The 22,854-nt window shown below is 49.6% G+C and carries 16 protein-coding genes; 10 read left to right on the top strand and 6 right to left on the bottom strand.

Annotated features, from left to right (window positions below; all coding sequences use genetic code 11):
• Window positions 1-40 precede the first annotated feature (40 nt).
• The 7 genes from HWI92_RS13325 to HWI92_RS13295 all read left to right on the top strand — a co-directional run bounded on the left by HWI92_RS13325 (window position 41) and on the right by HWI92_RS13295 (window position 10,391).
• On the top strand, window positions 41-1,042 hold the full coding sequence (locus tag HWI92_RS13325) for a GSCFA domain-containing protein (RefSeq protein ID WP_204655856.1): 1,002 nt from the start codon (window positions 41-43) through the stop codon (window positions 1,040-1,042).
• Window positions 1,043-1,146: 104 nt separating this feature from the next.
• Window positions 1,147-2,253: an Mrp/NBP35 family ATP-binding protein gene (locus tag HWI92_RS13320; protein WP_204655854.1), complete on the top strand. Its 1,107-nt coding sequence runs from the start codon at window positions 1,147-1,149 to the stop codon at window positions 2,251-2,253.
• A gap of 63 nt (window positions 2,254-2,316) precedes the next feature.
• The gene (locus HWI92_RS13315) at window positions 2,317-2,574 is read left to right on the top strand and encodes a NifU family protein (RefSeq protein ID WP_204655852.1); all 258 of its coding nucleotides are present in this window, start codon (window positions 2,317-2,319) and stop codon (window positions 2,572-2,574) included.
• 159 nt (window positions 2,575-2,733) lie between these two features.
• Window positions 2,734-4,452, top strand: coding sequence for a D-alanine--D-alanine ligase (locus HWI92_RS13310; RefSeq protein WP_204655850.1), 1,719 nt, complete (start codon window positions 2,734-2,736; stop codon window positions 4,450-4,452).
• A 134-nt stretch (window positions 4,453-4,586) separates the two neighbouring features.
• A complete protein-coding gene (locus HWI92_RS13305; protein ID WP_204655848.1) occupies window positions 4,587-7,280 on the top strand; it encodes an MGH1-like glycoside hydrolase domain-containing protein in 2,694 nt (897 codons plus the stop codon).
• A gap of 47 nt (window positions 7,281-7,327) precedes the next feature.
• Entirely contained in the window at window positions 7,328-9,091 is a 1,764-nt protein-coding gene (locus HWI92_RS13300) for a phospho-sugar mutase (RefSeq protein WP_204655846.1), read from the top strand.
• A 154-nt stretch (window positions 9,092-9,245) separates the two neighbouring features.
• Window positions 9,246-10,391, top strand: a complete 1,146-nt coding sequence (locus HWI92_RS13295; RefSeq protein WP_204664533.1) for a carboxypeptidase-like regulatory domain-containing protein — start codon at window positions 9,246-9,248, stop codon at window positions 10,389-10,391.
• Here the strand turns inward: HWI92_RS13295 and HWI92_RS13290 are convergent.
• Complete coding sequence (locus HWI92_RS13290; RefSeq protein WP_204655844.1) at window positions 10,354-11,871, bottom strand: FG-GAP repeat domain-containing protein; 1,518 nt, start codon at window positions 11,869-11,871, stop codon at window positions 10,354-10,356. The genes HWI92_RS13295 and HWI92_RS13290 overlap by 38 nt on opposite strands.
• A gap of 228 nt (window positions 11,872-12,099) precedes the next feature.
• Here HWI92_RS13290 and HWI92_RS13285 point away from each other — a divergent pair, with 228 nt between their 5' ends.
• From HWI92_RS13285 to HWI92_RS13275, 3 genes are all read left to right on the top strand, one after another.
• Window positions 12,100-15,351 (top strand): SusC/RagA family TonB-linked outer membrane protein, encoded by a 3,252-nt coding sequence (locus HWI92_RS13285; protein WP_204655842.1) that lies wholly within the window; start codon window positions 12,100-12,102, stop codon window positions 15,349-15,351.
• A gap of 43 nt (window positions 15,352-15,394) precedes the next feature.
• On the top strand, window positions 15,395-17,137 hold the full coding sequence (locus HWI92_RS13280; RefSeq protein ID WP_204655840.1) for a RagB/SusD family nutrient uptake outer membrane protein: 1,743 nt from the start codon (window positions 15,395-15,397) through the stop codon (window positions 17,135-17,137).
• 92 nt (window positions 17,138-17,229) lie between these two features.
• Entirely contained in the window at window positions 17,230-20,787 is a 3,558-nt protein-coding gene (locus HWI92_RS13275; RefSeq protein WP_204655838.1) for a VCBS repeat-containing protein, read from the top strand.
• Window positions 20,788-20,822: 35 nt separating this feature from the next.
• On the opposite strand, the gene HWI92_RS13270 is transcribed toward HWI92_RS13275, so the two are convergent.
• From HWI92_RS13270 to HWI92_RS13250, 5 genes are all read right to left on the bottom strand, one after another.
• Window positions 20,823-21,227 carry an Hsp20/alpha crystallin family protein gene (locus HWI92_RS13270; protein WP_204655836.1) on the bottom strand — a complete coding sequence of 135 codons (405 nt, stop codon included), beginning with the start codon at window positions 21,225-21,227 and terminating at the stop codon, window positions 20,823-20,825.
• Window positions 21,228-21,261: 34 nt separating this feature from the next.
• The gene (locus HWI92_RS13265) at window positions 21,262-21,453 is read right to left on the bottom strand and encodes a hypothetical protein (protein WP_204655834.1); all 192 of its coding nucleotides are present in this window, start codon (window positions 21,451-21,453) and stop codon (window positions 21,262-21,264) included.
• A gap of 2 nt (window positions 21,454-21,455) precedes the next feature.
• Complete coding sequence (locus HWI92_RS13260) at window positions 21,456-21,749, bottom strand: hypothetical protein (protein ID WP_204655832.1); 294 nt, start codon at window positions 21,747-21,749, stop codon at window positions 21,456-21,458.
• A gap of 91 nt (window positions 21,750-21,840) precedes the next feature.
• Window positions 21,841-22,212 carry a hypothetical protein gene (locus HWI92_RS13255; RefSeq protein ID WP_204655830.1) on the bottom strand — a complete coding sequence of 124 codons (372 nt, stop codon included), beginning with the start codon at window positions 22,210-22,212 and terminating at the stop codon, window positions 21,841-21,843.
• Between the two features lie 11 nt (window positions 22,213-22,223).
• Window positions 22,224-22,793 carry an RNA polymerase sigma factor gene (locus HWI92_RS13250; RefSeq protein ID WP_229247918.1) on the bottom strand — a complete coding sequence of 190 codons (570 nt, stop codon included), beginning with the start codon at window positions 22,791-22,793 and terminating at the stop codon, window positions 22,224-22,226.
• Window positions 22,794-22,854 lie beyond the last annotated feature (61 nt).

Here is a 22,854-nt window from a genome sequence, read left to right as displayed (position 1 = left end):
GAAATCCTGCTAATTTCGCAACTCCCCATCTTTGAAGTGAATGAAGCAAGTGAAGTTAACCACCGAGGTAGCCGTTCCCGCACCGGAATGGAAGATTGATCATACCACAGGTATCATGACCATCGGCTCCTGCTTTGCAGAAGTACTTGGAAGTCAGCTTGAACAATACAAGTTTTCAGTTTTGAATAATCCATTTGGTACCATATTTAATCCGCTTACAATAACCAAAGTCCTGAATGCAATCCTGGAAGACAGGCAGCCGAATCCAGCATTATTTGTGCAAAATCCGGATGATATCTGGCTGCACCACGATTTCCATTCGTCGCTGTGGAGTACAGACCGGGACGAGTTGCTGAACGACATTTCGGACCGCATCGACCACGCGCGTACCTTCCTCAAAAATGCTCGTCTGCTTGTCATCACCCTCGGCACCGCCTATGCCTACCGTCACAAGCAAACCAATTCCATTATCGGGAATTGCCACAAAATGCCGTCTGACCTTTTCCTGAAAGAACTCCTGCATTCGGACCAGATCGGGAGCGCACTGGAACAGGTTATTCAGAAGCTGCAAACGTGGAACCGCAGGCTCAGGATTATCGTCACCGTGAGTCCCGTGCGTCATACGCGTGATACGTTGCCGCTCAACCAGGTAAGTAAGGCCATGTTGCGGCTTGCCTGCCACCGGCTGACCGAAAAGTACAAGCACGTAGAATACTTCCCATCTTATGAGATCATGATGGACGAGCTGCGCGATTACCGGTTTTACAGTGATGACCTCATCCACCCCAGCAAGGTAGCAGAGGACGTTATTTTCAATGTTTTTTCCAATGCCTATATAGATACAGGTTCAAAAGAATCCATGAAAGAATGGGATGCCGTCCTGCATATGATGAATCACCGCAACCAGCACGGACAAACTGCCGGCCAGCTGAAATTGCTGAATGCCATTCTGCAGAAGCTCAGGAGACTGGCCGGTACTTTCGACGTGGGAACCGAAATCGCGCAAACCGAGAAAAGGATACGGGATTTTCATGCCAACTGACAAACTCATTGTCAGCTTTTGGTGTTGCATGGAGGATAGATATTAAGTAAGTACATGGCGAAAAAGGCACGGCCGGGTTTTGCGTGGAGGTGCCGGAACGAATAATGGGAGAGTTTACAATTAATAAAGAGAAAGTTTTACAGGCACTCAGTACCGTAGAAGAGCCTGACCTGAAAAAGGACCTGGTTTCCCTCAATATGATCCAGGACATTGAGATCGGGGTGAATCAGGTGCGGTTTACAGTAGTACTGACAACCCCTGCATGCCCGCTCAAGGAGCTCATCAGGAGAAACTGCGAAGCAGCCATTCATGAGCATCTCAGTCCGGAAGTGGAGGTAATTATTAAGATGACTGCGAATGTTACGTCCACCAGGGTTAGCGGGCCGCTGATTCCGGGCGTTAAGAATGTCATTGCAATTTCCTCCGGGAAGGGTGGGGTAGGGAAGTCTACCGTAACAGCCAACCTGGCCATGGCACTGCATCGCTCTGGCGCCAAAGTCGGTATTATTGATGCAGATATTTCGGGGCCTTCCATTCCCGTAATGTTCGGGGCCGAAAACATGCAGCCTACCATTACCCCGCATGAGGGTAAAAACATGATTAACCCGATCCGTCAGTATGGGATCAAAATGATTTCGATTGGCTTCCTCACACCGCCGGACAGTGCAATTGTGTGGCGCGGACCGATGGCCAGCCAGGCATTAAGGCAGTTTTTTGGCGATACGGACTGGGGCGAGCTCGATTACCTGCTGATTGACCTGCCTCCCGGCACCAGCGACATCCATTTAACCCTCGTGCAAACGGTCCCTGTGACGGGTGCCGTGATCGTTACGACGCCGCAGAAGGTAGCCCTGGCCGATGCCATCAAAGGCTTGTCCATGTTCAGGCAGCCCCAGATCAATGTTCCGATCCTGGGCGTAGTGGAGAATATGGCTTGGTTTACACCCGAAGAGCTCCCGGATCACCAGTATTTTCTGTTTGGTAAAGGAGGCGGACAAGCGCTGGCCGACAAGTTTGAAGTGCCGCTGCTTGGTCAGATTCCCCTTGTACAAGGTATTCGTGAAGCCGGAGACGAAGGCCGGCCGGCATTTATGGATGCTAATCCGATCGTCAATGATGCTTTTCGCGATGCGGCAGAGTCGCTTGCCCAGCAGGTGGCGATCCGCAATGCTACCAGGGAGAAAACACAGCCCGTTGAGATACAGGTGTAGCACAACAGATGAGTTGCTTTTTTGAATTTTAAGGTGCATCTTAGCAGACAGACTATTTTTATAATGGATTCAAAAGAAAAAACAATAGAATTTATAGAGCAGGCGCTCCAATCCGTGCGTCCGTATCTGCATGCTGACGGTGGGGATGTAAGATTGGTGGAGCTGACCGACGACCTGATCGTCAAGCTGGAATTGCAGGGTTCGTGCCAGAGCTGTCCGATGAGCGCTATGACGTTCCGCGCAGGCCTTGAAGAGTCGATCCGCAAGGCAGTTCCGCAGGTAAGTAAGGTAGTTGCCGTAAACGTAGCCGAGCTCGCCTGATCGCAGCAAGCTCAGCAGTTATAACATTTCAATGATAAAGCAGTTTTCCGCAAGGAGAGCTGCTTTCTTTTTTTGAAATCGGCCGGCTCATTTTTCCTTTACGTTGATTCATCCCGATTAGGAACTTATATTGCGACGTTATCAGCCGGGTTTTCAACTATGCGTATCGGTATTTTTTTTGGAGGGCCTTCCCGTGAAAGGGAAATTTCTTTTGCCGGAGGAAAAACGGCCTTCGAGTATCTGGATCAATCCCTGTTCGTGCCTGTTCCTGTGTTTGTCGATAGCTTCGGCAGGTTTATGCTGCTGGAAAAAGAGCTGATGTACAGCAGTGAAATCAGGGACTTTTTCCCTCCCAAAGCTTTTCAGAAAGGTAATTTCAAGACCTATATAGAGTCTTTTCCCGAGATGGCTTTTCAGTCGCCTCTTCCGGAAATCGGTACATTGCTTCAGCCTGCGGAGTTCAGCAAGCATTTTGATTTTGTTTTTCTGGCCATGCATGGTCCCGACTGTGAGGATGGCGCTATCCAGGGTTTGCTGGAATGGTACAAGATTCCGTACAGCGGCCCGGGCATCATGGGCTCAGCCATAGGAATCGATAAAGTGCTGCAAAATGAAATGATTGCGCTCGTCAATCACCAGCAAAAGAAAAGCTGGACACTTACCTATGAGCAGTGGCTGCTTGGCGAGTACGATATCGTGTTTCATGTTTTGAAAAAACACCTCGGGCTGCCGCTCGTGATCAAGGCGCCTCACCAGGGTTCCTCTATTGGAGTGGCAATCGTGAAGGATGATTCCCTGAGTGAATTCATCAATGCCGTAAACCAATGCTTTTTTCAGGTGGAACTCGAAAGTACCACCTGGAAGAGTCTCGAATTTTCGCAAAAACAAGGCTGGGCGCAGAAAATGGCAAATCTGGACGAAGGGATTGGTTTTCCGGTTGTCTTCGGCGGAAAAACCATTTACCATCCTACCGACCTGATTGCAGAGCTGGACGCCTATTTTACGCTCGGCGACGATGTGGCCGTCATCAGCAGCGCCAATGCCGAGGACCAGGTTTTGGTTGAAGAGTATATTGAAGGGCAGGAGTTTTCGTGCGGGTGCATTCAGTTCAGTAATGGAAAGCCTCTGGCCCTGCCGCCAAGCGAAGTCATCAAGACCGTTCAGGTTTTTGATTTTAATACCAAATACAAACCCGGAGCAAGCCGTAAACGCATCCCCGTGGAAACCTCACTGGATAATAATCAGAAGATCCGGGAAGTAATCGCGCAGGTATTTCAGGAACTGGGGATCAATGTGTGTGCACGCATCGACGGCTTTCTGACCCCCGATGGGCGCATTGTACTGCACGACCCCAATACCATCCCGGGAATGTCGCCTACTTCTTTCATATTCAAGCAAATGGCCGAAATTGGCCTGAACGTAACCCAGGCACTGACCTACCTGATCCGGCAGTCGGTGCGGGAACGCATCAGGACGGGTAAGCATACCTGGAACCTGCGGGCGCTTCTGGACGCGCTCGACGAGAAGATCCGCTACAACAATGCGCTTTCCAAGCCTTGCGAGCTGGTAATTTTCAAAGCTGACGATTTGGAATATGCAGCCGCCCGGCAGAAATACGGCAAGCTGAATGCGCTGGGCGAGGTGAGTCCGGTACCTGTCCTGCATGCGAGCGACGGCAAGTATTACAGGCTGACCAATCCATTGATGTTCAAGGAATACGTGTCGGATGTTGAGGATCTTCTACATACAACCCGGCATCCGCTGCTGACTGAGACCTCCGAGCAAGCGGCTGAGCTTACGGCGTTTTACGCAGGGGAAGTACGCTATGAGGTTGAGGCTTTTGAAGATATCAGCCAGCTTACGGCATCACTGTCCTGAACATTTAATGCCTGTCAGGCCCGCTGGCACGGTTTATATCCTGTGCCTACTTAAAATGCAAAAAAGCGCTTACTGCCGTGCTTTTTAAAATGTAGATTTATATCGAAATTCATTCCCTGCGAAAAAAAAGATTGATGGCAAACGGAGCTGAGAAAGTAAGATTAAGCCTGCAAAAAGATAACAAGGGTTGGAAAAAGTGGGGGCCGTACCTTTCGGAGCGCCAGTGGGGTACAGTACGTGAAGATTACAGCGGAAATGGCGACGCATGGAATTACATTACCCATGAAATGGCCGTCTCCAAAACTTACCGCTGGGGAGAAGACGGTATCGGCGGATTTTCCGACAACAAGCAGCATATATGCCTCTCTTTTGGTTTTTGGAACCATAATGATAAGATTATCAAGGAAAGGATTTTCGGACTGACCAACCGGGAGTCTAACCATGGTGAGGATGTGAAAGAAATGTACTACTACCTGGATAGTACACCCACACATTCTTACACCAAAATGCTGTACAAATATCCGCAGCAGGCATTTCCATATGAAAAGCTCCGGCTGGAAAACGGGCGGCGCGGAAAGCAGGATCCGGAATATGAGATCATGGATACCGGCGTGTTCGACAACAATGAATATTTTGACATCTTCATTGAGCATGCCAAAGCTGATCAGGAAGATTTGCTGGTGAAGCTGACGATCTTCAACCGCGGCACCAAGGATGCGCCGATCACGGTGCTGCCGACAATTCTTTTCCGCAATACCTGGTCGTGGGGATATGAGGCTTTCAATTATAAGCCGATCATGAATGGAATTGCCAACCGGCTCATCGAGGTAACGCATCGCAAGCATGGCAAGTACAACCTGTACCTCGACAATGCAGATGAGCTCCTTTTCTGTGAAAATGAGACCAATTTCAAGAAACTGTATGGTACGGCCAATAATACGTCCTATCCCAAAGACGGTATCAATGACTACATCGTCAGCGGGAAAAAGTCGCAGACGGTCAACCCTAACAACATAGGAACCAAGGCGTCGGCCCGGTTTACCCGCACAATCAAAGCGGGCGAAAGCGAGGTGATCCGCTTACGGTTTGTAAATCATTCTACCTCAGAGCCTTTTGGCGGATTTGAAGATACGTTTGCAAAGCGCATCCGGGAGGCTGACGAGTTCTATGACGATCTTCAGAAAGATGTAGCCGATACGGATCTGAAATCTATTCAGCGACAATCGTATGCAGGGATGCTGTGGAGCAAGCAGTTTTACTACTACAATGTATACGAGTGGCTGAAAGGCGACCCTGCTCAGCCCGGACCCAATCAGGGACGGAAATGGGGCAGGAATTCGGGCTGGAAGCATTTGTATGCGGCCAACATCATTTCCATGCCCGATAAATGGGAGTACCCGTGGTTTGCGGCCTGGGATTTGGCTTTTCACTGTGTGCCGCTTGCCAGGGTGGATGCTGATTTTGCCAAAAGACAGCTGGAAATACTCCTGAGAGAATACTATATGCATCCCAACGGACAAATTCCGGCTTATGAATGGAATTTCTCGGATGTAAATCCGCCCGTGCATGGCTGGGCTACCTGGAAAGTGTATGAGATTGACCGTGAGCAGAATAACGGAGTAGGAGATATTGAGTTTCTTGAAAAAATATTCCATAAACTACTGCTGAACTTTACCTGGTGGGTCAATCAGAAAGATGATACGGGGAACAACATTTTCAGCGGCGGCTTTCTGGGACTGGATAATATCGGTGTATTTGACCGTTCAACGCCGATGCCTTTTGGCGGTAAGCTGCAGCAGGCGGATGCGACAGGCTGGATGGCCATGTATACGCTGAACATGCTGCGTATTGCAGTGGAAGTTTCGCTGGTACACCCGGTGTACCAGGATATGGCATCCAAGTTTTTCGAGCACTTCCTGCACATTGCAGGCGCCATGGAGTCCATCGGCGGGAAAAGTTCGTCGATCAGTCTCTGGGATGAGGAAGACCAGTTTTACTACGACGTTATCCACATTCCGAATGGTCAGAGTATCTTGCTGAAAGTGCGCTCCATCGTGGGTCTGATTCCGTTGTTTGCGGTCGAAATCCTTGATCCTCAGAATCTGGACAAGCTGCCGATCTTCAAGCGCCGGGTGGAATGGGTACTGGCCAATCGTCCCGACCTTGCACGTCTGATATCGCGCTGGTACGAATCCGGAAAAGGTGAAAACAGGCTTCTTTCGATTCTTCGCGGCCACCGGATGAAGATGATCATGAAGCGGATGCTCGACGAAAGCGAGTTCCTATCGGACTACGGCGTGCGCGCATTGTCCAAATACCACGAGCAGAATCCCTACAAATTCTATATCAACGGGGAGGTTTTACAGGTGGATTACACACCTGCCGAAGCATTGACCGACATTATGGGAGGTAATTCCAACTGGCGCGGCCCCATCTGGTTTCCGCTTAATTACCTGATTTTTGACTCACTCATGAAATTCCACTCCTACTATGGAGAGGATTTTATGATCGAATACCCGACCAATTCCGGCAATCTCAGTACCATTAAAGATGCCGCGGTGGCCATCGCCTGCCGCCTGATCAACATTTTTAAAATGGATGCAGATGGCAACCGGGCGGTATACGGCCACGATCAGAAAATGCAGAAAGATCCGTACTTCAATGAGCACGTGCTCTTTTACGAGTACTTTCATGGCGATAACGGACGGGGCTGCGGTGCAAGCCATCAAACCGGCTGGACCGGCCTGGTAGCCGAGCTGATCCATAAAACAGCCAAAGAAACCATTTCCCTGCCCGAAAAAGAAGCATTGGAAACAAGCAAATCGTAACCCAGGCTCAACATTATTTAACATAAACAATTCTACTCTGCTTAATTATGGCCGCACAACTGGAACCTAGTGTAATGTCTAAAATAAACACCTGGCTTAATGGTGATTATGATATAGATACGAAACAATCCATACAGCAACTGATCGATGAAGGTAACGATACCGAACTGACGGATGCATTTTACAAAGACCTTGAATTCGGAACCGGCGGGCTGCGCGGGCTGATCGGGATCGGGTCCAACCGGATGAACCAGTATACAGTAGGTACTGCCACACAAGGTCTTGCCAATTATCTCAACAAAACATTTCCTGATCAGGAAAAAAGTGTAGCGATCGCTTACGACAGCCGCATTAAATCGGATGAATTCTCAAAAATCATTGCAGATATATTTTCAGCCAATGGTATAAATGTCTACTTATTCGAAAGTTTGCGTCCTACACCAGAGCTTTCATTTGCAATCCGCCTGCTGGGATGTACCAGCGGGGTGGTAGTAACTGCGTCGCACAATCCAAAGGAGTACAACGGGTACAAGGCTTACTGGAATGACGGCTCTCAGGTAGTTGCTCCCCACGATGTAAACATCATCACGGAAGTCAATGCAATCCATTCCATTGAAGAAGTAAAGTTTGACGGTGATCCTTCCCGGATTACCCGGATCGGATCGGAAGTAGATGAAAAGTACATGGATCATATCCTTTCCCTTTCTATTTCAAAAGGTGCATTGGAGCGTCAGAAAGACCTTAAAATCGTTTATACCCCACTGCACGGTACAGGCATTACGCTGGTACCCGCTCTCCTGAAAAAGATGGGTTTTGAGTCTGTAACCGTCATTGAAGAGCAGGCTGAGCCGAAAGGAAACGGTCAGTTCCCGACCGTCGTTTATCCTAACCCGGAAGAAAGTGAGGCGATGTCCAAAGCGGTTGATAAAGCCCGTGAAATCGATGCAGACCTCGTAATGGGTACCGATCCGGACTCCGACCGAGTAGGAATTGCCGTGAAAAATCACCACGGTGAAATTCAGCTGCTGAACGGTAACCAGACTGCCAGTGTACTCATTTATTACCTGCTCAATGCATGGAAAGATGCAGGTAAGCTTACAGGCACTCAGTTTGTTTGTAAAACAATCGTCACCACCGACCTGATCGACAAAATGGCGGAGGCGTATGGTGTGAAATGCTACAATACGCTCACAGGATTCAAGTACATTGCACAGGTAATCCGCGAGAAAGAAGGCGTGGAGCAATTTATCGGTGGCGGTGAGGAAAGCTACGGCTACCTGATCGGGGATGCCGTACGTGACAAGGATGCAATTGCTTCGTGCGCCATGATCGCAGAGCTCACAGCATATGCCAAAGACAAAGGGCTTAGCCTTTTTGACATGCTGATGGAAATTTACAAGCAATTTGGATTCTACTACGAAGGATTGATCTCGCTGACGAAAAAAGGTAAGTCAGGGGCGGACGAAATCCAGCAGATGATGGCAGATTTCCGTGCCAACCCGCCTAAGACCCTCGCAGGCTCGCCGGTCATCCGCATGGACGATTACAAGGCGCTTACCACAACGGATTTCTGGTCGGGGACAACAACTGCTATCCCATCCGGTGAAATGGGAATTGAGGCATCGAACGTACTTCAGTTTTTCACTGAGGATGGTACCAAGTTTACTTGCCGTCCTTCCGGTACTGAGCCGAAAATCAAGTTCTACGTAGGTGTGCGTGCAGCTTTGGAAAAGAATGAAGATTTTGATTCGGTATATGCTTCGCTGAAAGACAAAGTGAAGGCAATAGGGCAAGAGCTGGCATTAAGCTAGTTTTTGTCAGGGTTTCAGAAGGCCGGCGTTCCAGGGACGCCGGCCTTTTTTGTTTTGCAAAAATGAATTACGCCAAACATGGATCGCAGCATGCTGATTTGTGCTTGGCAAACTCCTGACTATCTTTAAGGTAAAATGTAGTTGCTTGATTTTGATGTTTCGCTTTCCATTATTGGTTGATATCCGGTTTTATAAAAGTGCAGCTCTGTGGCTGATCCTGCTGTTGTTGGCTACTAGCACCTTCGCGCAGGAGACAGGCGTAATCCTGGCAGGCAAGGTTACCGACGGAAAAACCGGCAAGCCGCTCCCTTTCGCCAATGTTTTCGTAAACAATTCGTCCATTGGTACCAATGCGGATGAAAATGGCAATTACCGCCTGCCAGGATTGTCGATCGGGAGTATTGAAATTGCCGTTTCGTTCCTGGGGTACGAGACCGTGCGGCAGACCCTGCGATTTGAGCAGCCGGGTTTGAAAACCGTTATGTTCAAGCTGGTGGAAGGTATGGAGCTGAAAGGGGTGACCGTTTATGCAAAAAAGAACAAGAAGCGCGAGCGTAACCTGAAAATCATTACCCGCGAATTGCTTGGAAACTCACGTTTTACCAAGCAATGCAACATTGTAAATCCCGAGGCACTGCGCATTTCGGAAGATGATAACGGGCATCTCAGCGCCCAGACAACCAAGCCGCTGATTATTGAAAACCATGCATTGGGCTACCGCATTCACCAGGATCTGGATGATTTTGATTTCTATCAGGGAAAGGTCTACTATGGCGGAAGTACCCGGTTTGAGCTGCTTGTTCCGAAGGATAGTTTACAGAAAAAACTATGGCGCGCCAACCAGAAGATCGCTTATCAGGGCTCACTTAAACATTTGCTTGCGAGTATGGTGGCGGATAGCCTTATCGAGCAGGGTTTCAAGGTGTACCAGGTCATTCCCGATTCTCTGCGCCTTTTCAAAAGCGTTCGTACTACCAATGGGGTGAACCTGCTGAGCAATCATTTACATAACCGGATTGAAGCCGTGCGTGGCGCGCGCCTGATTGTGCCTGGTGAGCTTATCACCGAGCGACTGGTTGTTTCGCGTACACAGCTCGAAGTATTTAATACCAAAAAACGCACCGGCTCTCCTTACGATGATATGCCTTTTGCATACTCCCAGATCAGCTTTCCGCAGGGTTACATGGTGATCACGCCCCAGGGTTGGGTATCCATGCCGATGGGAATGGAAATCGCCGGAGACCTGGGTAATGACCGTTTTTCTACCTTGCTGCCGGCAGACTGGAAGCGGGACGACTAGTTGATTTTCCGGCCGAGGTGTTTTCCAGTACGATGAATGGAGTATACACATTCCAGTCGGGCCTGGTGTCGTCCTGATTCAGGAAGCCTCTTGAAAAACTGCCGAGTACCAGGTCCTCATCTCCGTCTCCATCCCAATCTCCGGCATCCATGCATATCCACCTGCCCTCGTGCCCGATCGGCAGTGTGGCCGGAATGAAGTCAGTATGATTGCCTTGCGCTGCTTTTTGTTGTTCAAGATAAAGGAACGTTTGCTGCCTGCCGTGCCTGAAATCCGCAAAGAATGCAATAGCAGCCACATCCAGGTCACCATCCTGATCAAAATCCCCAGCTAAGGCCCGGGTGCATCCGTGCATGGGGAAGAAATGCGTTTGTCTGAAAGTCAGATCTCCGGTATTGGTATAAATGTAAATGCCGTGGTAGGGTTTCAGAATGCGGGAGTAATCACTATTGTCACCGGCTGTATAAAGTATGTCTTCAAGCCCGTCACCATTCAGGTCGGCCAGCTGAAAACTGCTTGACCCATAAACAGGCGGAAAACGCAAAATCCGGGTGGACCTGAACCCGCCTTTCCGGTCATTCATGAAAAGCCAGATACCTTCGTCTCCGTGCGCAAATAAGGTCATGAAATCAGGCCAGCCATCTCTATTGAAGTCGCGGACAACGGACTGCGTGGCGCCGGGGATTTCCTGCACAGAACGCTGCTCAAACGTTAAATCAACATTTTGTGTGAAAACGTATAGTCCTCCACGGTTATGCCCGAAAGCTGAGACCAGGTAATCCGGCAAACCATCCCTGTTGAAGTCGGCACTGATCGTCTGTACCGGCCGGATCAGGCTATCCAGGAACAGAGCGGGTTCACTTCGCATCTGTACTTTTACAATCTGGCCAATGGTTTTATCGGATGCCTGCATGCCTCCCAGGCATGTGACCAGTTGCTTTCCGGGCAGGTACGCCACGGCAGGCGAGGGAACATCCACCTGCCGGACTTTCCTCATACTACGATCCCAGAAACTGAGGGAAGGATTAAATGCATTACCGGAAAGAATCCGGTGATGAGCCGGATCAAAGGCCACCAGGGTCGTGTTACTGGCTGTTTCGGATTGTAAATGAGGCTTCCTGATGGTGAACAATGCACTTATATCCCTCAGATGGGTGTCAGGCCGGGACAAAGGGAGGGAGTCAGGCGCGAGCGTTTTGTAGTACTGCACAATCGCATTCCATTCCTTCACACCCACAACGGATGTTTTATGATGCAGGTAAATATTGCCCTGCAGGACTTCAATCCCCAGCTTTTCCGCCATCGCAGGCAGTACATGATTTTCCCAGGTCTGCTTGTCGAGCATGTCAGGTTCGGGAAAACTGTGGCAGGTTGTACAATACTTTTTTGCACTGGTATCCGCTACCTGCCGGTCACTTCCGGGGGTACAGGAGTAGAGGCTTACCACCAGGAAAATGACTACCCAAAAGCTTGTTTTCATGTAAATGGAGGCACAAAACGGTAAAAATTGAGCATGTAACCAGCAGAAATGTGTCCGGAAATATACTATTAATACACAGATGATCAAAAAAGGTTACAAATGATACTTTTTTAGCATGTTATAGTTCTATTTTTTCATCGTAAAAAAATATTTGTTTGGATAGGTAAATAAATTGTTTCAATAATGATAGATTTGGTTGCTTAACGAATATTAACCTAACTAAAATGTATGAAAAGAATCTACGCTGACTCCGGGAGGAGTTTGTACCTCTCGTTCTTTTTCAGTCTCGTCGCTCTCGCCACCTTCGGCCAGGATCGCAAGGTAACCGGAAAAATCACCGACATCGCAGGCACCGGAATTCCCGGAGCAACCGTCGTGATCAAAGGCACACAATCGGGCACCAACACCAACAGTGAAGGTGATTTTTCCATTGATGTACGTTCCAACAATGAAACGCTGGTTGTCAGCTTCGTGGGTTACAAAACCATGGAGGTCTCAGTGGGCAATCAAACCGTGCTAAACATCAGGATGGATGACGACATTTCCAGTCTTGAAGAAGTTGTCGTCACGGGTTACACGGTTGATACTCGCCGCGAAACAACCGGGGCCGTAGCAACTGTCAAGTCCAAGGACCTGACCGCAACTCCGTCCGGTAACGTTGAGCAGCAGCTGCAAGGCCGCGTGGCCGGAGTTACTGTAGTGACCAACGGTCAGCCTGGTACCGCCAGTCAGATCCGTGTTCGCGGTTTTGGTGCATTCGGAGGAAATGAGCCGCTGTATGTGGTCGACGGGGTACCTACGGGTTCAACCGATTTTCTTAACCCGGATGATATCGAAACCACCACTGTACTGAAAGATGCCGCAGCAGCTTCCATTTACGGTGCGCGGGCTGCCAACGGTGTAATCGTTTACACAACCAAAAAAGGGAGCAAGAAAGCCAAAAAGCTGAGCGTTACCTACGACGGGCTCTTCGGAGCGACCAATCCGGGCAAGGGCCAGCACATGCTCAATCCCCGGGAACAAGCCGACTGGACCTGGCAGGCGATCCGCAACGATGCATTTCAGGGTGACTCATTGCCCAAGTTTACCAACGTAGCAAGCGGCCAATACGGGTCAGGCGATAAGCCGGAGCTGCCGGATTACATCAATGTGGGTGGAGCAGCCGGGGTTCGCGGGACCGTTGATCTGAATGCAGAGCGCGATAAGTACAATATCAATCCGGCCGTAGGTAAAATCTATCAGGTTGTGCGGGCTAATAAGGAAGGTACAGACTGGTACGATGCAATCACGCGTGTAGCACCTTTGCAGCGGCATACGCTCGGGTTTTCGGGCGGCGGCGAGGCGAGCCGCTTCTATGCTGGGTTCAGTGCGCAGGATCAGAAGGGTATTTTGCTTAACAACAGCTTCAAACGCTATGCTTTCCGCATCAATTCTGAATTTGATGTATTGAAAAACCTCAGAATCGGACAGAATGCGCAGTTTACCTTTCTGCAGGTACTCGGCCAGGGTGGCGGAGGCGGCGGTCAGGGCGTAGCTGCGGACGAAAATGATATTCTTTCTGCCTTCCGCATGGCGTCAATCATCCCGATTTATGATGAATTCGGCGGGTATGCGGGTACGGCAGCCAAAGGTTTCAACAACCCGCGCAACCCGGTGGCCGCCCGCGACGGACTTGCAAATAATACGGGCTTTGCGGGAAATGGTTTTGGTAACTTCTATGCAGAAGTGGATGTTATCCAGGGCCTGACATTCCGGTCGAGCATTGGTGCCCAGTACCAGAACTACGCCAGCAGGGGTTTTAACAGGTGGCAGTATGAGAACTCTGAAAACAACTCCGCGTTCGGATATAACGAGGGATCAGGACATCGGTTTGCGTATACTTTTACCAATACTTTAAACTTTAAAAAGCAGTTTGGTCTGCATGGCATTGATCTGCTTGCAGGACAGGAGGCATTGAATACAGGCCGTGGTAAAAACCTGAGTGCTTCGGGGTTGAATCCGTTCTCGAATGATATCAATTATATCAACATGAACAATGTCAGCTCGAAACAGGTGTTCAGCGACTTCTATAAAGGTGTCAATTTCTACTCCCTGTTTGGCCGGGTTAACTATAATTTCAATGACAAGTATATCGTCACTGCAGTAATGCGTCGCGATGGGTCGTCACGATTCGGTTCCAACAAGCGGTACGGTGTCTTCCCTGCATTTTCAGCAGCATGGCGCGTGTCCTCTGAAAATTTCATGAAGTCGATACCATTTATCACCGACCTGAAAATCCGTGGTGGTTACGGCTTGATGGGTAACTCCAACAACGTGGATCCAAATAACCAGTATAGTACTTACGGGGCAAACCTGGGAGAGTCGTCGTATGACCTGGCAGGAACCAACACGAGCGCAATGGAGGGTTACTACCGGACCCGCATTGGAAATCCGAATGCCAAATGGGAAACGAGTATCACCAAAAACATCGGAATTGACGCGACGCTGTTCAGGGGCAAGCTGGATATAATCCTCGACTTCTGGGAGAAAGACACCAAAGACCTGTTGTTTTCGGTGCCTATCACGGCTACTGCGGGCTACCGTGCTGCAGCACCTTCTGTTAACGTAGGTAAAATGTTGAACAAAGGGATTGACTTGCAAATCATCAATCGCGGTCATATCACCAATAGTCTGGGCTACGAGCTGAATTTTACGGCCGGTGTTCTGAAAAACAACATCGAGTACCTGGCTCCCGGACTCAATTACCTGACTTCGGTTAACCCGGGTTTCCGCGGTATCAACCCGATCAGGAACCAGGTAGGACACTCGATTTCCTCTTTCTACGGATACAAGGTGATTGGTTTGTTTAACGATCGTGGTGAAGTGGATGCAGCTCCTGATCAGGATGGTGCCGCTCCGGGCCGTTTCCGTTATGCGGATATCAACAACGACGGTAAAATCACCGCCGACGACCGTACTTACCTCGGCAGTCCTGTTCCCCGTTTCACAGGCGGTATGAACATCAAGCTGACCTACAAAGGTTTTGATCTGGAAACATACATGTATACTTCTGTCGGCAACAAGATTTTCAACGTTTCCAAATGGTTTACAGACTTTTATCCATCATTCACAGGTGCTGCCGTGAGTTCGCGCGTGAAGGATTCTTGGCTGCCGGATCATACCAATACCAGCACGCCTATTTTTGAAAGTACTTCCAATTTCAGTACCAATACGCAGTCCAATTCTTTCTATGTAGAAAACGGTACTTTCTTCCGTATGCAGAACATTACCCTGGGATATACACTTCCTGCGGGAATCCTGAGCCGGATCAAAATGACCAAGCTCCGTGTATTTGCCTCTACTAACAACCTGTTTACGGCTACCAAATACCAGGGGCTTGATCCGGGTGTGGGCGGAAATGCGGATACCAACTTCGGGATAGACGTAGGTAACTACCCCATCACCCGGAGCTACACTGTAGGTATTAATCTGGGCTTCTGAACCCATTCTGAAATCGGTTAAAAACATTGAATTGCAACAACCTATGAGAAATATGATATCAAGAGGAGGGGCTTTGTTATTGGCAGGCATCATGCTGATCGGCTACTCCTGTAAGGAAAGTTTTTTGGAAGTACCTGTGACCGGCCAGCTGGACGAGGAGCAGCTGGCAACCAAAAAGGGGATTGAAGGTGTGCTCGTATCGGTGTATGGTCAGCTGAACGGCCGTTCCAACCGGATGGCGAGTGCCAGTAACTGGGTTTGGGGAAGTATCCGCGGCGGAGATGCCAACAAAGGTACCGACCCGGGCGATTTCAGCGACATCAATCCTATCCAGCGCTTTGAGTACCTGACGACCCAGGGTGTGATTGCCGACAAATGGAGTGGCTTGTACGAAGGAGTGGCCCGTGCCAACCTGGTGATGAGGCTGCTTGGCAATGCGAAAGAAGATGTCACTGCCGACGACCGGAAGCGGATTGAGGGAGAAACACGGTTCCTGCGGGCGCACTACTACTTCGAGCTGAAAAGAGGATTCAACAACACACCTTATGTTGATGAGTCTGTGGATTACGGTACGGGAATAGAAAAGGTAGTCAACAATGTAGAGCTGTATCCGAAGATTGAAGCAGACCTGCAGTTTGCCTACGCCAACCTTCCTGAAACACAATCCGTAGCAGGACGTACAAACAAGTGGGCTGCCGGCGCATACCTCGCGAAGGTGTATATGTACCAGAAAAAATTTGCCGATGCCAAAACCATTTATGACGCACTGATCGCCAATGGTAAGACAACGAACGGTAAAAAGTACGGGCTCGTAGCCAAATTCCAGGATGCGTTCAAAGCGGCAAATGACAACAATGAAGAGTCGGTATTTGCGATCCAAGCTGCTGCCAATACAGGGAGCGTTAATAATGCCAACCCTGATTTTGACCTTAACTGGCCTTACAATACAGGCCCGAACGGTCCGGGTAACTGCTGCGGGTTTTTTGCGCCAAGTTTTGAGCTGGCCAACTCTTTCCGTACTACTGCCGACGGTCTGCCCCTGCTGGACGGCTCGTACAATGCTTCCGGTAATGAGCTGAAAACGGATATGGGCCTTAAATCCAAAGATGCATTTACGCCCGATGCAGGCCGTGTTGACCCGCGCCTGGATCACTCGGTAGGCCGCCGGGGTATTCCTTTCCTCGACTGGATTGACCATCCTGGAAATGACTGGATTCGTAACCAGGCCAATGCAGGGCCCTATTCTCCCAAGAAATATGCCTATTACAAAGCAGACGTAGGCTCATTGCAGGACAACAGCTCCTGGACACCGGGGTACACCGCAATCAATGTGAACATCATTCGATTTGCCGATGTACTATTAATGGCCGCTGAGGCAGAAATAGAGGCTGGTTCGCTGGAAAAAGCACGTGAATACGTAAACAAAGTACGTGAGCGCGCATCCAATCCGGCCAGTTTTGTTAAAAGGTCTTCGGGCGAGAATGCTGCCAACTATGTAATTGGCCTATATAAAACGCCCTGGACCAACAAAGATGAAGCCCGCGCAGCGGTACGTTTTGAGCGGAAACTCGAACTCTCAGGCGAAGGTCACCGCTTTTTCGACCTTGTACGCTGGGGTACTGCCGAGAAAGACATCAATGCTTACCTTTCTTACGAAAGTAAAAAGCTGAGCGGCGCATTGGGCGGTGCCAAGTTTACCCCTAACAAAAACGAGTACCTTCCGATACCACAGGATCAGATCGATTTGTTGGGTAAGGATGTGCTGATCCAAAACCCTGGCTACTAAGCCAGTTTGAAGAATTATCCGTCGAAGGAGGTGGCCAGTAGCTGCCTCCTTCGTTTGGTTTCATTCCGTCTCTGTTTACCATCCGTTACACAATGCCGATTAACAAAGCTTTACCCATCCTGCTGGCGGTATGCATGCTGATCTCATGCCGCAAAGAGCTGAAAACCTTTACGCTGCTCAGTCCGGACGAAACCGGGATTTCCTTTTCCAACCGCATTGCGGAAAATGACACAATGAACGTTCTTGCCTTTGAGTATGTGTACAATGGGGGAGGAGTGGCGCTGGGCGATTTCAACAATGACAGTCTGCCTGATATTTACTTTACTGGTAACTCGGTCGATAACAAGCTGTACCTTAACAAAGGTGACTTCCGGTTTGAGGATGTAAGCCACGCGGCCGGTGTGGAAGCGAAGGATAAATGGAGCACCGGGGTTGCGCTGGTGGATATCAACAACGACAACCTGCTGGATATTTATGTTTGTGCCTCAGTAAGAAAGGTGGCAGCCGAACGTGAGAATCTGTTGTACGTAAACCAGGGAGTGGACAAAAACGGCATCCCACACTTTACGGAAATGGGTAAGGCATATGGGATTGCAGACACTACACACACAACCAATGCTGCGTTTTTTGACTACGACAATGATGGCGACCTCGACTTGTTTTTGGTTGTCAATGAAATGGATGATAATAATTTTCCCAATAAGTATCACAAAAAGATCGTAGACGGGTCTTCCAAGCGAACTGACAGGCTGTACCGGAACGACTGGAATGCACAATCAGGACACCCTGTTTTTACCAACGTTTCAAGGGAGGCAGGTATCCTCATTGAAGGCTACGGGCTTGGGGTAAATGTGACGGATATCAACCAGGATGGCTGGAAAGATGTTTACGTGACCAACGATTACCTGACCAACGACCTGCTCTACATCAACAACCACGACGGCACCTTTACCGACAAGGCAGCGGTATCGTTCAAGCACACATCGCACTCGGCCATGGGAAATGATGTGGCCGACATCAATAATGACGGTCTCATGGACGTGATTGCAGTGGATATGATGCCCGCTACCAACCGCCGCAAAAAAATGATGACGCCGGCAAACAGCTATGTTACCTACCAGAACAATGACCTGTTCGGCTACCAGTATCAGGTGGCCCGCAATACCTTGCAGCTTAATATGGGCAGCCCGGATGGAAAACATCATGAGCCCGTTTTCAGTGAGATCGGCCTGCTGAGTGGCATTGCCGAGACCGATTGGAGCTGGACTCCCATGGTCACTGACTTTGATAATGACGGATTCCGGGATATGATCATCACCAATGGTTTTCCGCGCGATATCACGGATCTCGATTTCATTGCATACCGGAATGAGGTAGTGAGTGTGATGGAGCCTATGATGATGCTGGACTATATCCCTTCCATCAAGATCAGGAATTTTGCGTTTCGCAACAAGGGTAACCTGTCGTTTGAAGATGTGACTGAGCAGTGGGGGATAGAGCTTCCGGGCTTTTCAAACGGAGCTGCCTATGCTGACCTGGATAATGATGGAGACCTGGATTATGTCGTGAACAACATCAATGATTCGTCCATGGTGTATCGCAACAACAGCGTGCAGCAGCATCCTGATCAAAGTAACTTTTTGCGCATTACATTTCAGGGAGAGCGCAAAAACAGGAATGGAATTGGCGCGGTGGTGGAGATTGTTGATGAAAAAGGCCGGAAGCAGGTTGCCGAAAACTCCCCCTATCGCGGCTACCTGTCTACCATTGAGCCTGTATTGCATTTTGGTTTGGGACAAGTCAAAACAGTGAGGCAGGTTACGGTAACCTGGCCGGGAGGAAATTCCCAAACCCTGACCAATGTTCCCGCTAATCAGGTACTTACGGTTTTTGAGAAAAATGCGGCAGCATCTCCGCCTGCCCGCAGCAATCCGCAGGTTCCGCTTTTTACAGATGTTACCAACCGTCTTCAAACCGGATACCGTCACGAGGAAAAAGATATCATTGACTTTAACCTTCAAAAACTTTTGCCTCACAAAATGTCTCAGTTCGGGCCGGCCCTCGCGGCAGGAGATGTAAATGGCGATGGCCTGGACGATGTTTTTATAGGCGGTGCCGTAGAGCAGAAAGGCCGATTCCTGATCCAGCAGCCCAATGGAAAGTTCAAAACCCAGGACTTGCTGCCAGGCGAAGACGGTCCGGCGAAAATGACTGAGGATATGGGTGTGCTGCTTTTTGATGCAGATAATGACCGTGACCTTGACCTGTATATTGTCAGCGGAAGTTATGAAATTCAGGCCGGATCGCCGGGACTGAAAAGCCGGTTGTACCTGAATGACGGCCATGGTGCCTTTGCAGAAGACAGTGCTGCATTGCCTGCCCTGCTGGTCAATGGCTCCTGCGCGCGCGCTGCCGACTTCGACCGGGATGGCGACCTTGATCTTTTTATTGGCGGCAGGGTGGAATCGGGGCGGTACCCGATGCCGGTATCCAGCTATGTGCTTCGCAATGAAAGCAAAGATGGTCAGGTGCGTTTTTCAAATGTAACCCCGGCTGTGGCTCCTGCATTATCGGGCTTGGGGCTGGTGTGCGATGCACTGTGGACTGACTATGATCATGATGGCTGGACAGACCTGCTGCTGGCGGGAGAATGGATGCCGCTCACTTTTTTTAAAAATGTAAATGGAAAGCTGCAAAAGGCGGAAACCGGGCTGGAAAACAACAAAGGCTGGTGGACAAGCCTGAGTTCGGGTGATTTCGATAACGATGGCGATATGGATTATATGGCCGGTAATCTCGGGTTGAATTCGCTCAGCCGCGCCTCGGCCAGCCGGCCAGTGAGCATGTATGCCAAGGATTTTAACAACGATGGTTATTTTGATGCCATCCCTACTGTCTTTTACAAGGCAAGCGATGATACCTACAAGGAGTTTCCCTACAATACCCGGGATGATCTTGGCAAGCAGGTAATTCAGGTGCGGCAGCGTTTTCAGGAGTATGGCAAATTTGCAGAAGCTACATTGCCGCAGATTTTCAAGCCGGAAGAGCTCAAAGATGCATTGCATGTATCCGCTAACTGGATGAAAAGCAGCTATGTAGAAAACCTGGGGAATGGCAAGTTCAGGCTGCATGAGCTGCCGGTACAGGCGCAGTTTGCCCCGATTTTCGGTATGCTGACGGATGATTTTGATAATGACGGCAACCTTGATGTGCTGCTCTGCGGCAACGATTATGGTTCCGAAGTATCCGTAGGAAGGTACGATGCCTTTTATGGATTAATGCTGAAAGGAAGCGGAAAAGGCTCTTTTGCACCCATCATGCCAGGCAACAGCGGCTACACGGTACCCGGAAATGCAAAGGCAATGGTAACACTGGCTTCCGCTGCGGGTAACCGGCTGGTAGTCACTTCTCAAAACCGTGATTCCCTCCGATTTCACGAGGTGAATGCGCCGGCCCGGTCCATTGCATTGCTGCCGGGAGAATCGGCCGCCCTGCTGAAATTCAAAAATGGAAAAAGCAGGAGGGAAGAGCTGCATTACGGGTCATCCTTTTTATCACAATGCACCCGGCAGCTGTTCCTGCCCAGCTATGTTTCAGAAGCAACAATCGTCGACTTTCGCGGAAAACAACGGATCGTTAAGTCCGAATAACAAAGATCCTCTGCTTTGGGGCAGAGGATCTTTAATTAAATGACAGTAATTTCCTGAGGCGGCGCGTCGGAACCCGGTAGGATGGGAAGTGTAATCTGAAGGATTCCATTGGTGTACGCTGCGCTTATTCCGGCAGCATCCACGGTATGGTCAATCAGGAATGTTCTTTCAAAAGAAGTTTTACTGAACTCGTGCCTGATCCAGTTACGGTTTTCTGTCGCGGCACTTCTTGCATCATAGGTAATAGTCAGCTCCATATCCCTGATCGTGATCTTGAAATCCTCTTTCGCACGGTCAGGCGCGAATACATACAGTTCGTAACTGTCTGCATTCTTGATAATATTCACCGGAACTTTGTAAAAGCGGCCACCTCCTTCATAAGATTGCCCAAATCCCCTATGGCGCATTCCAAAGCCACGTTTTCCATATCTGTTACACATTGTGTTTGCTGTTTTTTCGTAAAATATAAACTATTTACCTGCCAGAGTCCGGGGCAGGTTGTGCCGGCCTTTCATGAAATCGCTCCCAGCCGCCATGGTACCCGCAACCCCGGTGCCGCTCTCCGAACCTTTGGTGATGATACCGGTCTCCCCATGCGATTTGCAGGCCCGATGCAGTAACCAGTGCCACCGCGACACCCAGCAGAAATTTGGTGCTTCGTCTCATGATCAGATGTATTTAGGGTTGTTGTTAAACGGATCCCTCAGCCTGTCCTTTCCTTCATAAGGACTGAGCCTGGTAGCGCCATAGGCATCGTCAGCATCATCCTGCCAGGGCTGAAAGCGGTGGCGGCGGAACCCGCGTCCCGCGATAATCCGGAACAAAAATCCGAGAAAGAGCACAAGAAAGAAGAGCTTGAACAAAAGAAATGGAATGGCAAAAAGGACTACCCCCGCAACGATTCCGGCGATGATTACTTTGAAGATCTGAAATGACATGGCGTCTGTTTTTTTGGTTGACATTGACTGGAACCTTTAACTTAACTGACGTCCGGATGTGTGTTTTACTTTAAATTTTTTGAAAATTAATTGTAGTTAACCCGACATTCCTTGTTTACCGGTTTTCCGGTGGTTTGCCGCCGCACCGTCGGCGCATTTCCTGCTTGAAACGCTGGCGCTCCTCGTCTGTCATGTGCATCCATTTATTACGGAATGGTCCGCCGAAGCCGCCTTCCATCCCATTCCTGTTCCCCCATTTACCCCAGCGCGGCGGGCCGGCGGGCCTGCCCCCGAAGCCGCCGAAAAGAATGCGGCACAAAGCCAGCAAGCCGACTGCCTGCCAGTACGTAATGGGATGGGCATTTACGGCGTCGGGCAAAACGGCGTTCCACAGGAAGCGTACCACTGCTCCCATCACCAGTACAGCCCCTGCTATGAACACCGGGATCATCCTGAATCGCCTCCTGTTTGAATTTCGCTGCTCCATGACGGACAAATTTAATTATTTACAAATTCCTGATATAAGCTTAGCAGTCGCTCCCGAAGGTGCATTACTGCATATCTTTTCCTTGAAATCAATGTTTTGATGTTCACCCCGGTACGGTCCGAGATCTGCTGAAAAGTTTCGTCTTCCAGCTCATTCCATACAAATACCTGCCGCTGCTCCTCAGGCAGCTCGCCCAGTGCCAGCGTTAGCTGCTCCCAGAAAAGTTCTTTGAGGTAGGCAGACTCCGGCGTGGTATCGTCCGCGAGCAGAATTTCCTTGAAGCTGAACATCCCGTCCTCATCCTCGTAGCCGAAATCTTCCAGCGATTCGGGCTTTTGTTTCCTGTACTTGTCAACAATGCGGTTGCGGGCCACCCGGTACAGCCAGCTGCCAATTTGCTCGATGGCGTCCAGCTCGGGTACATTGCTGAGCTGATACCATACGTCCTGCAAAATATCTTCGGCATCCTCATCCGTGTTCACGCGCTGGCGTATGAAGCCCAGCAGCTGTTTGCTGTACGATCGCACGGTTTGAATGATATTTGGCTTGCTTTGTGACAAAGGTTTTCGGGTAGTGATCATTCAGGCAGACGCCCTGACGATGAAAATACTTTAAAATAGCCATAGTTTTATTGCCGCCTGA

Origin of the sequence: Dyadobacter sandarakinus (assembly GCF_016894445.1) — a bacterium.
Taxonomy (GTDB): Bacteria; Bacteroidota; Bacteroidia; order Cytophagales; family Spirosomataceae; genus Dyadobacter; species Dyadobacter sandarakinus.
Note: the sequence above shows the minus strand (reverse complement) of the source record. Positions and strands in the feature narration are given on the sequence as shown.

What these genes read in the sequence shown, in the direction of transcription:
- HWI92_RS13325 (WP_204655856.1), top strand. Translation starts at nt 41, where the DNA reads ATGAAGCAAGTGAAGTTAACCACCGAGGTAGCCGTTCCCGCACCGGAA.
- HWI92_RS13320 (WP_204655854.1), top strand. Translation starts at nt 1,147, where the DNA reads ATGGGAGAGTTTACAATTAATAAAGAGAAAGTTTTACAGGCACTCAGT.
- HWI92_RS13315 (WP_204655852.1), top strand. Translation starts at nt 2,317, where the DNA reads ATGGATTCAAAAGAAAAAACAATAGAATTTATAGAGCAGGCGCTCCAA.
- HWI92_RS13310 (WP_204655850.1), top strand. Translation starts at nt 2,734, where the DNA reads ATGCGTATCGGTATTTTTTTTGGAGGGCCTTCCCGTGAAAGGGAAATT.
- HWI92_RS13305 (WP_204655848.1), top strand. Translation starts at nt 4,587, where the DNA reads ATGGCAAACGGAGCTGAGAAAGTAAGATTAAGCCTGCAAAAAGATAAC.
- HWI92_RS13300 (WP_204655846.1), top strand. Translation starts at nt 7,328, where the DNA reads ATGGCCGCACAACTGGAACCTAGTGTAATGTCTAAAATAAACACCTGG.
- HWI92_RS13295 (WP_204664533.1), top strand. Translation starts at nt 9,246, where the DNA reads ATGTTTCGCTTTCCATTATTGGTTGATATCCGGTTTTATAAAAGTGCA.
- HWI92_RS13290 (WP_204655844.1), bottom strand. Translation starts at nt 11,871, where the DNA reads ATGAAAACAAGCTTTTGGGTAGTCATTTTCCTGGTGGTAAGCCTCTAC.
- HWI92_RS13285 (WP_204655842.1), top strand. Translation starts at nt 12,100, where the DNA reads ATGAAAAGAATCTACGCTGACTCCGGGAGGAGTTTGTACCTCTCGTTC.
- HWI92_RS13280 (WP_204655840.1), top strand. Translation starts at nt 15,395, where the DNA reads ATGAGAAATATGATATCAAGAGGAGGGGCTTTGTTATTGGCAGGCATC.
- HWI92_RS13275 (WP_204655838.1), top strand. Translation starts at nt 17,230, where the DNA reads ATGCCGATTAACAAAGCTTTACCCATCCTGCTGGCGGTATGCATGCTG.
- HWI92_RS13270 (WP_204655836.1), bottom strand. Translation starts at nt 21,227, where the DNA reads ATGTGTAACAGATATGGAAAACGTGGCTTTGGAATGCGCCATAGGGGA.
- HWI92_RS13265 (WP_204655834.1), bottom strand. Translation starts at nt 21,453, where the DNA reads ATGAGACGAAGCACCAAATTTCTGCTGGGTGTCGCGGTGGCACTGGTT.
- HWI92_RS13260 (WP_204655832.1), bottom strand. Translation starts at nt 21,749, where the DNA reads ATGTCAACCAAAAAAACAGACGCCATGTCATTTCAGATCTTCAAAGTA.
- HWI92_RS13255 (WP_204655830.1), bottom strand. Translation starts at nt 22,212, where the DNA reads ATGGAGCAGCGAAATTCAAACAGGAGGCGATTCAGGATGATCCCGGTG.
- HWI92_RS13250 (WP_229247918.1), bottom strand. Translation starts at nt 22,793, where the DNA reads ATGATCACTACCCGAAAACCTTTGTCACAAAGCAAGCCAAATATCATT.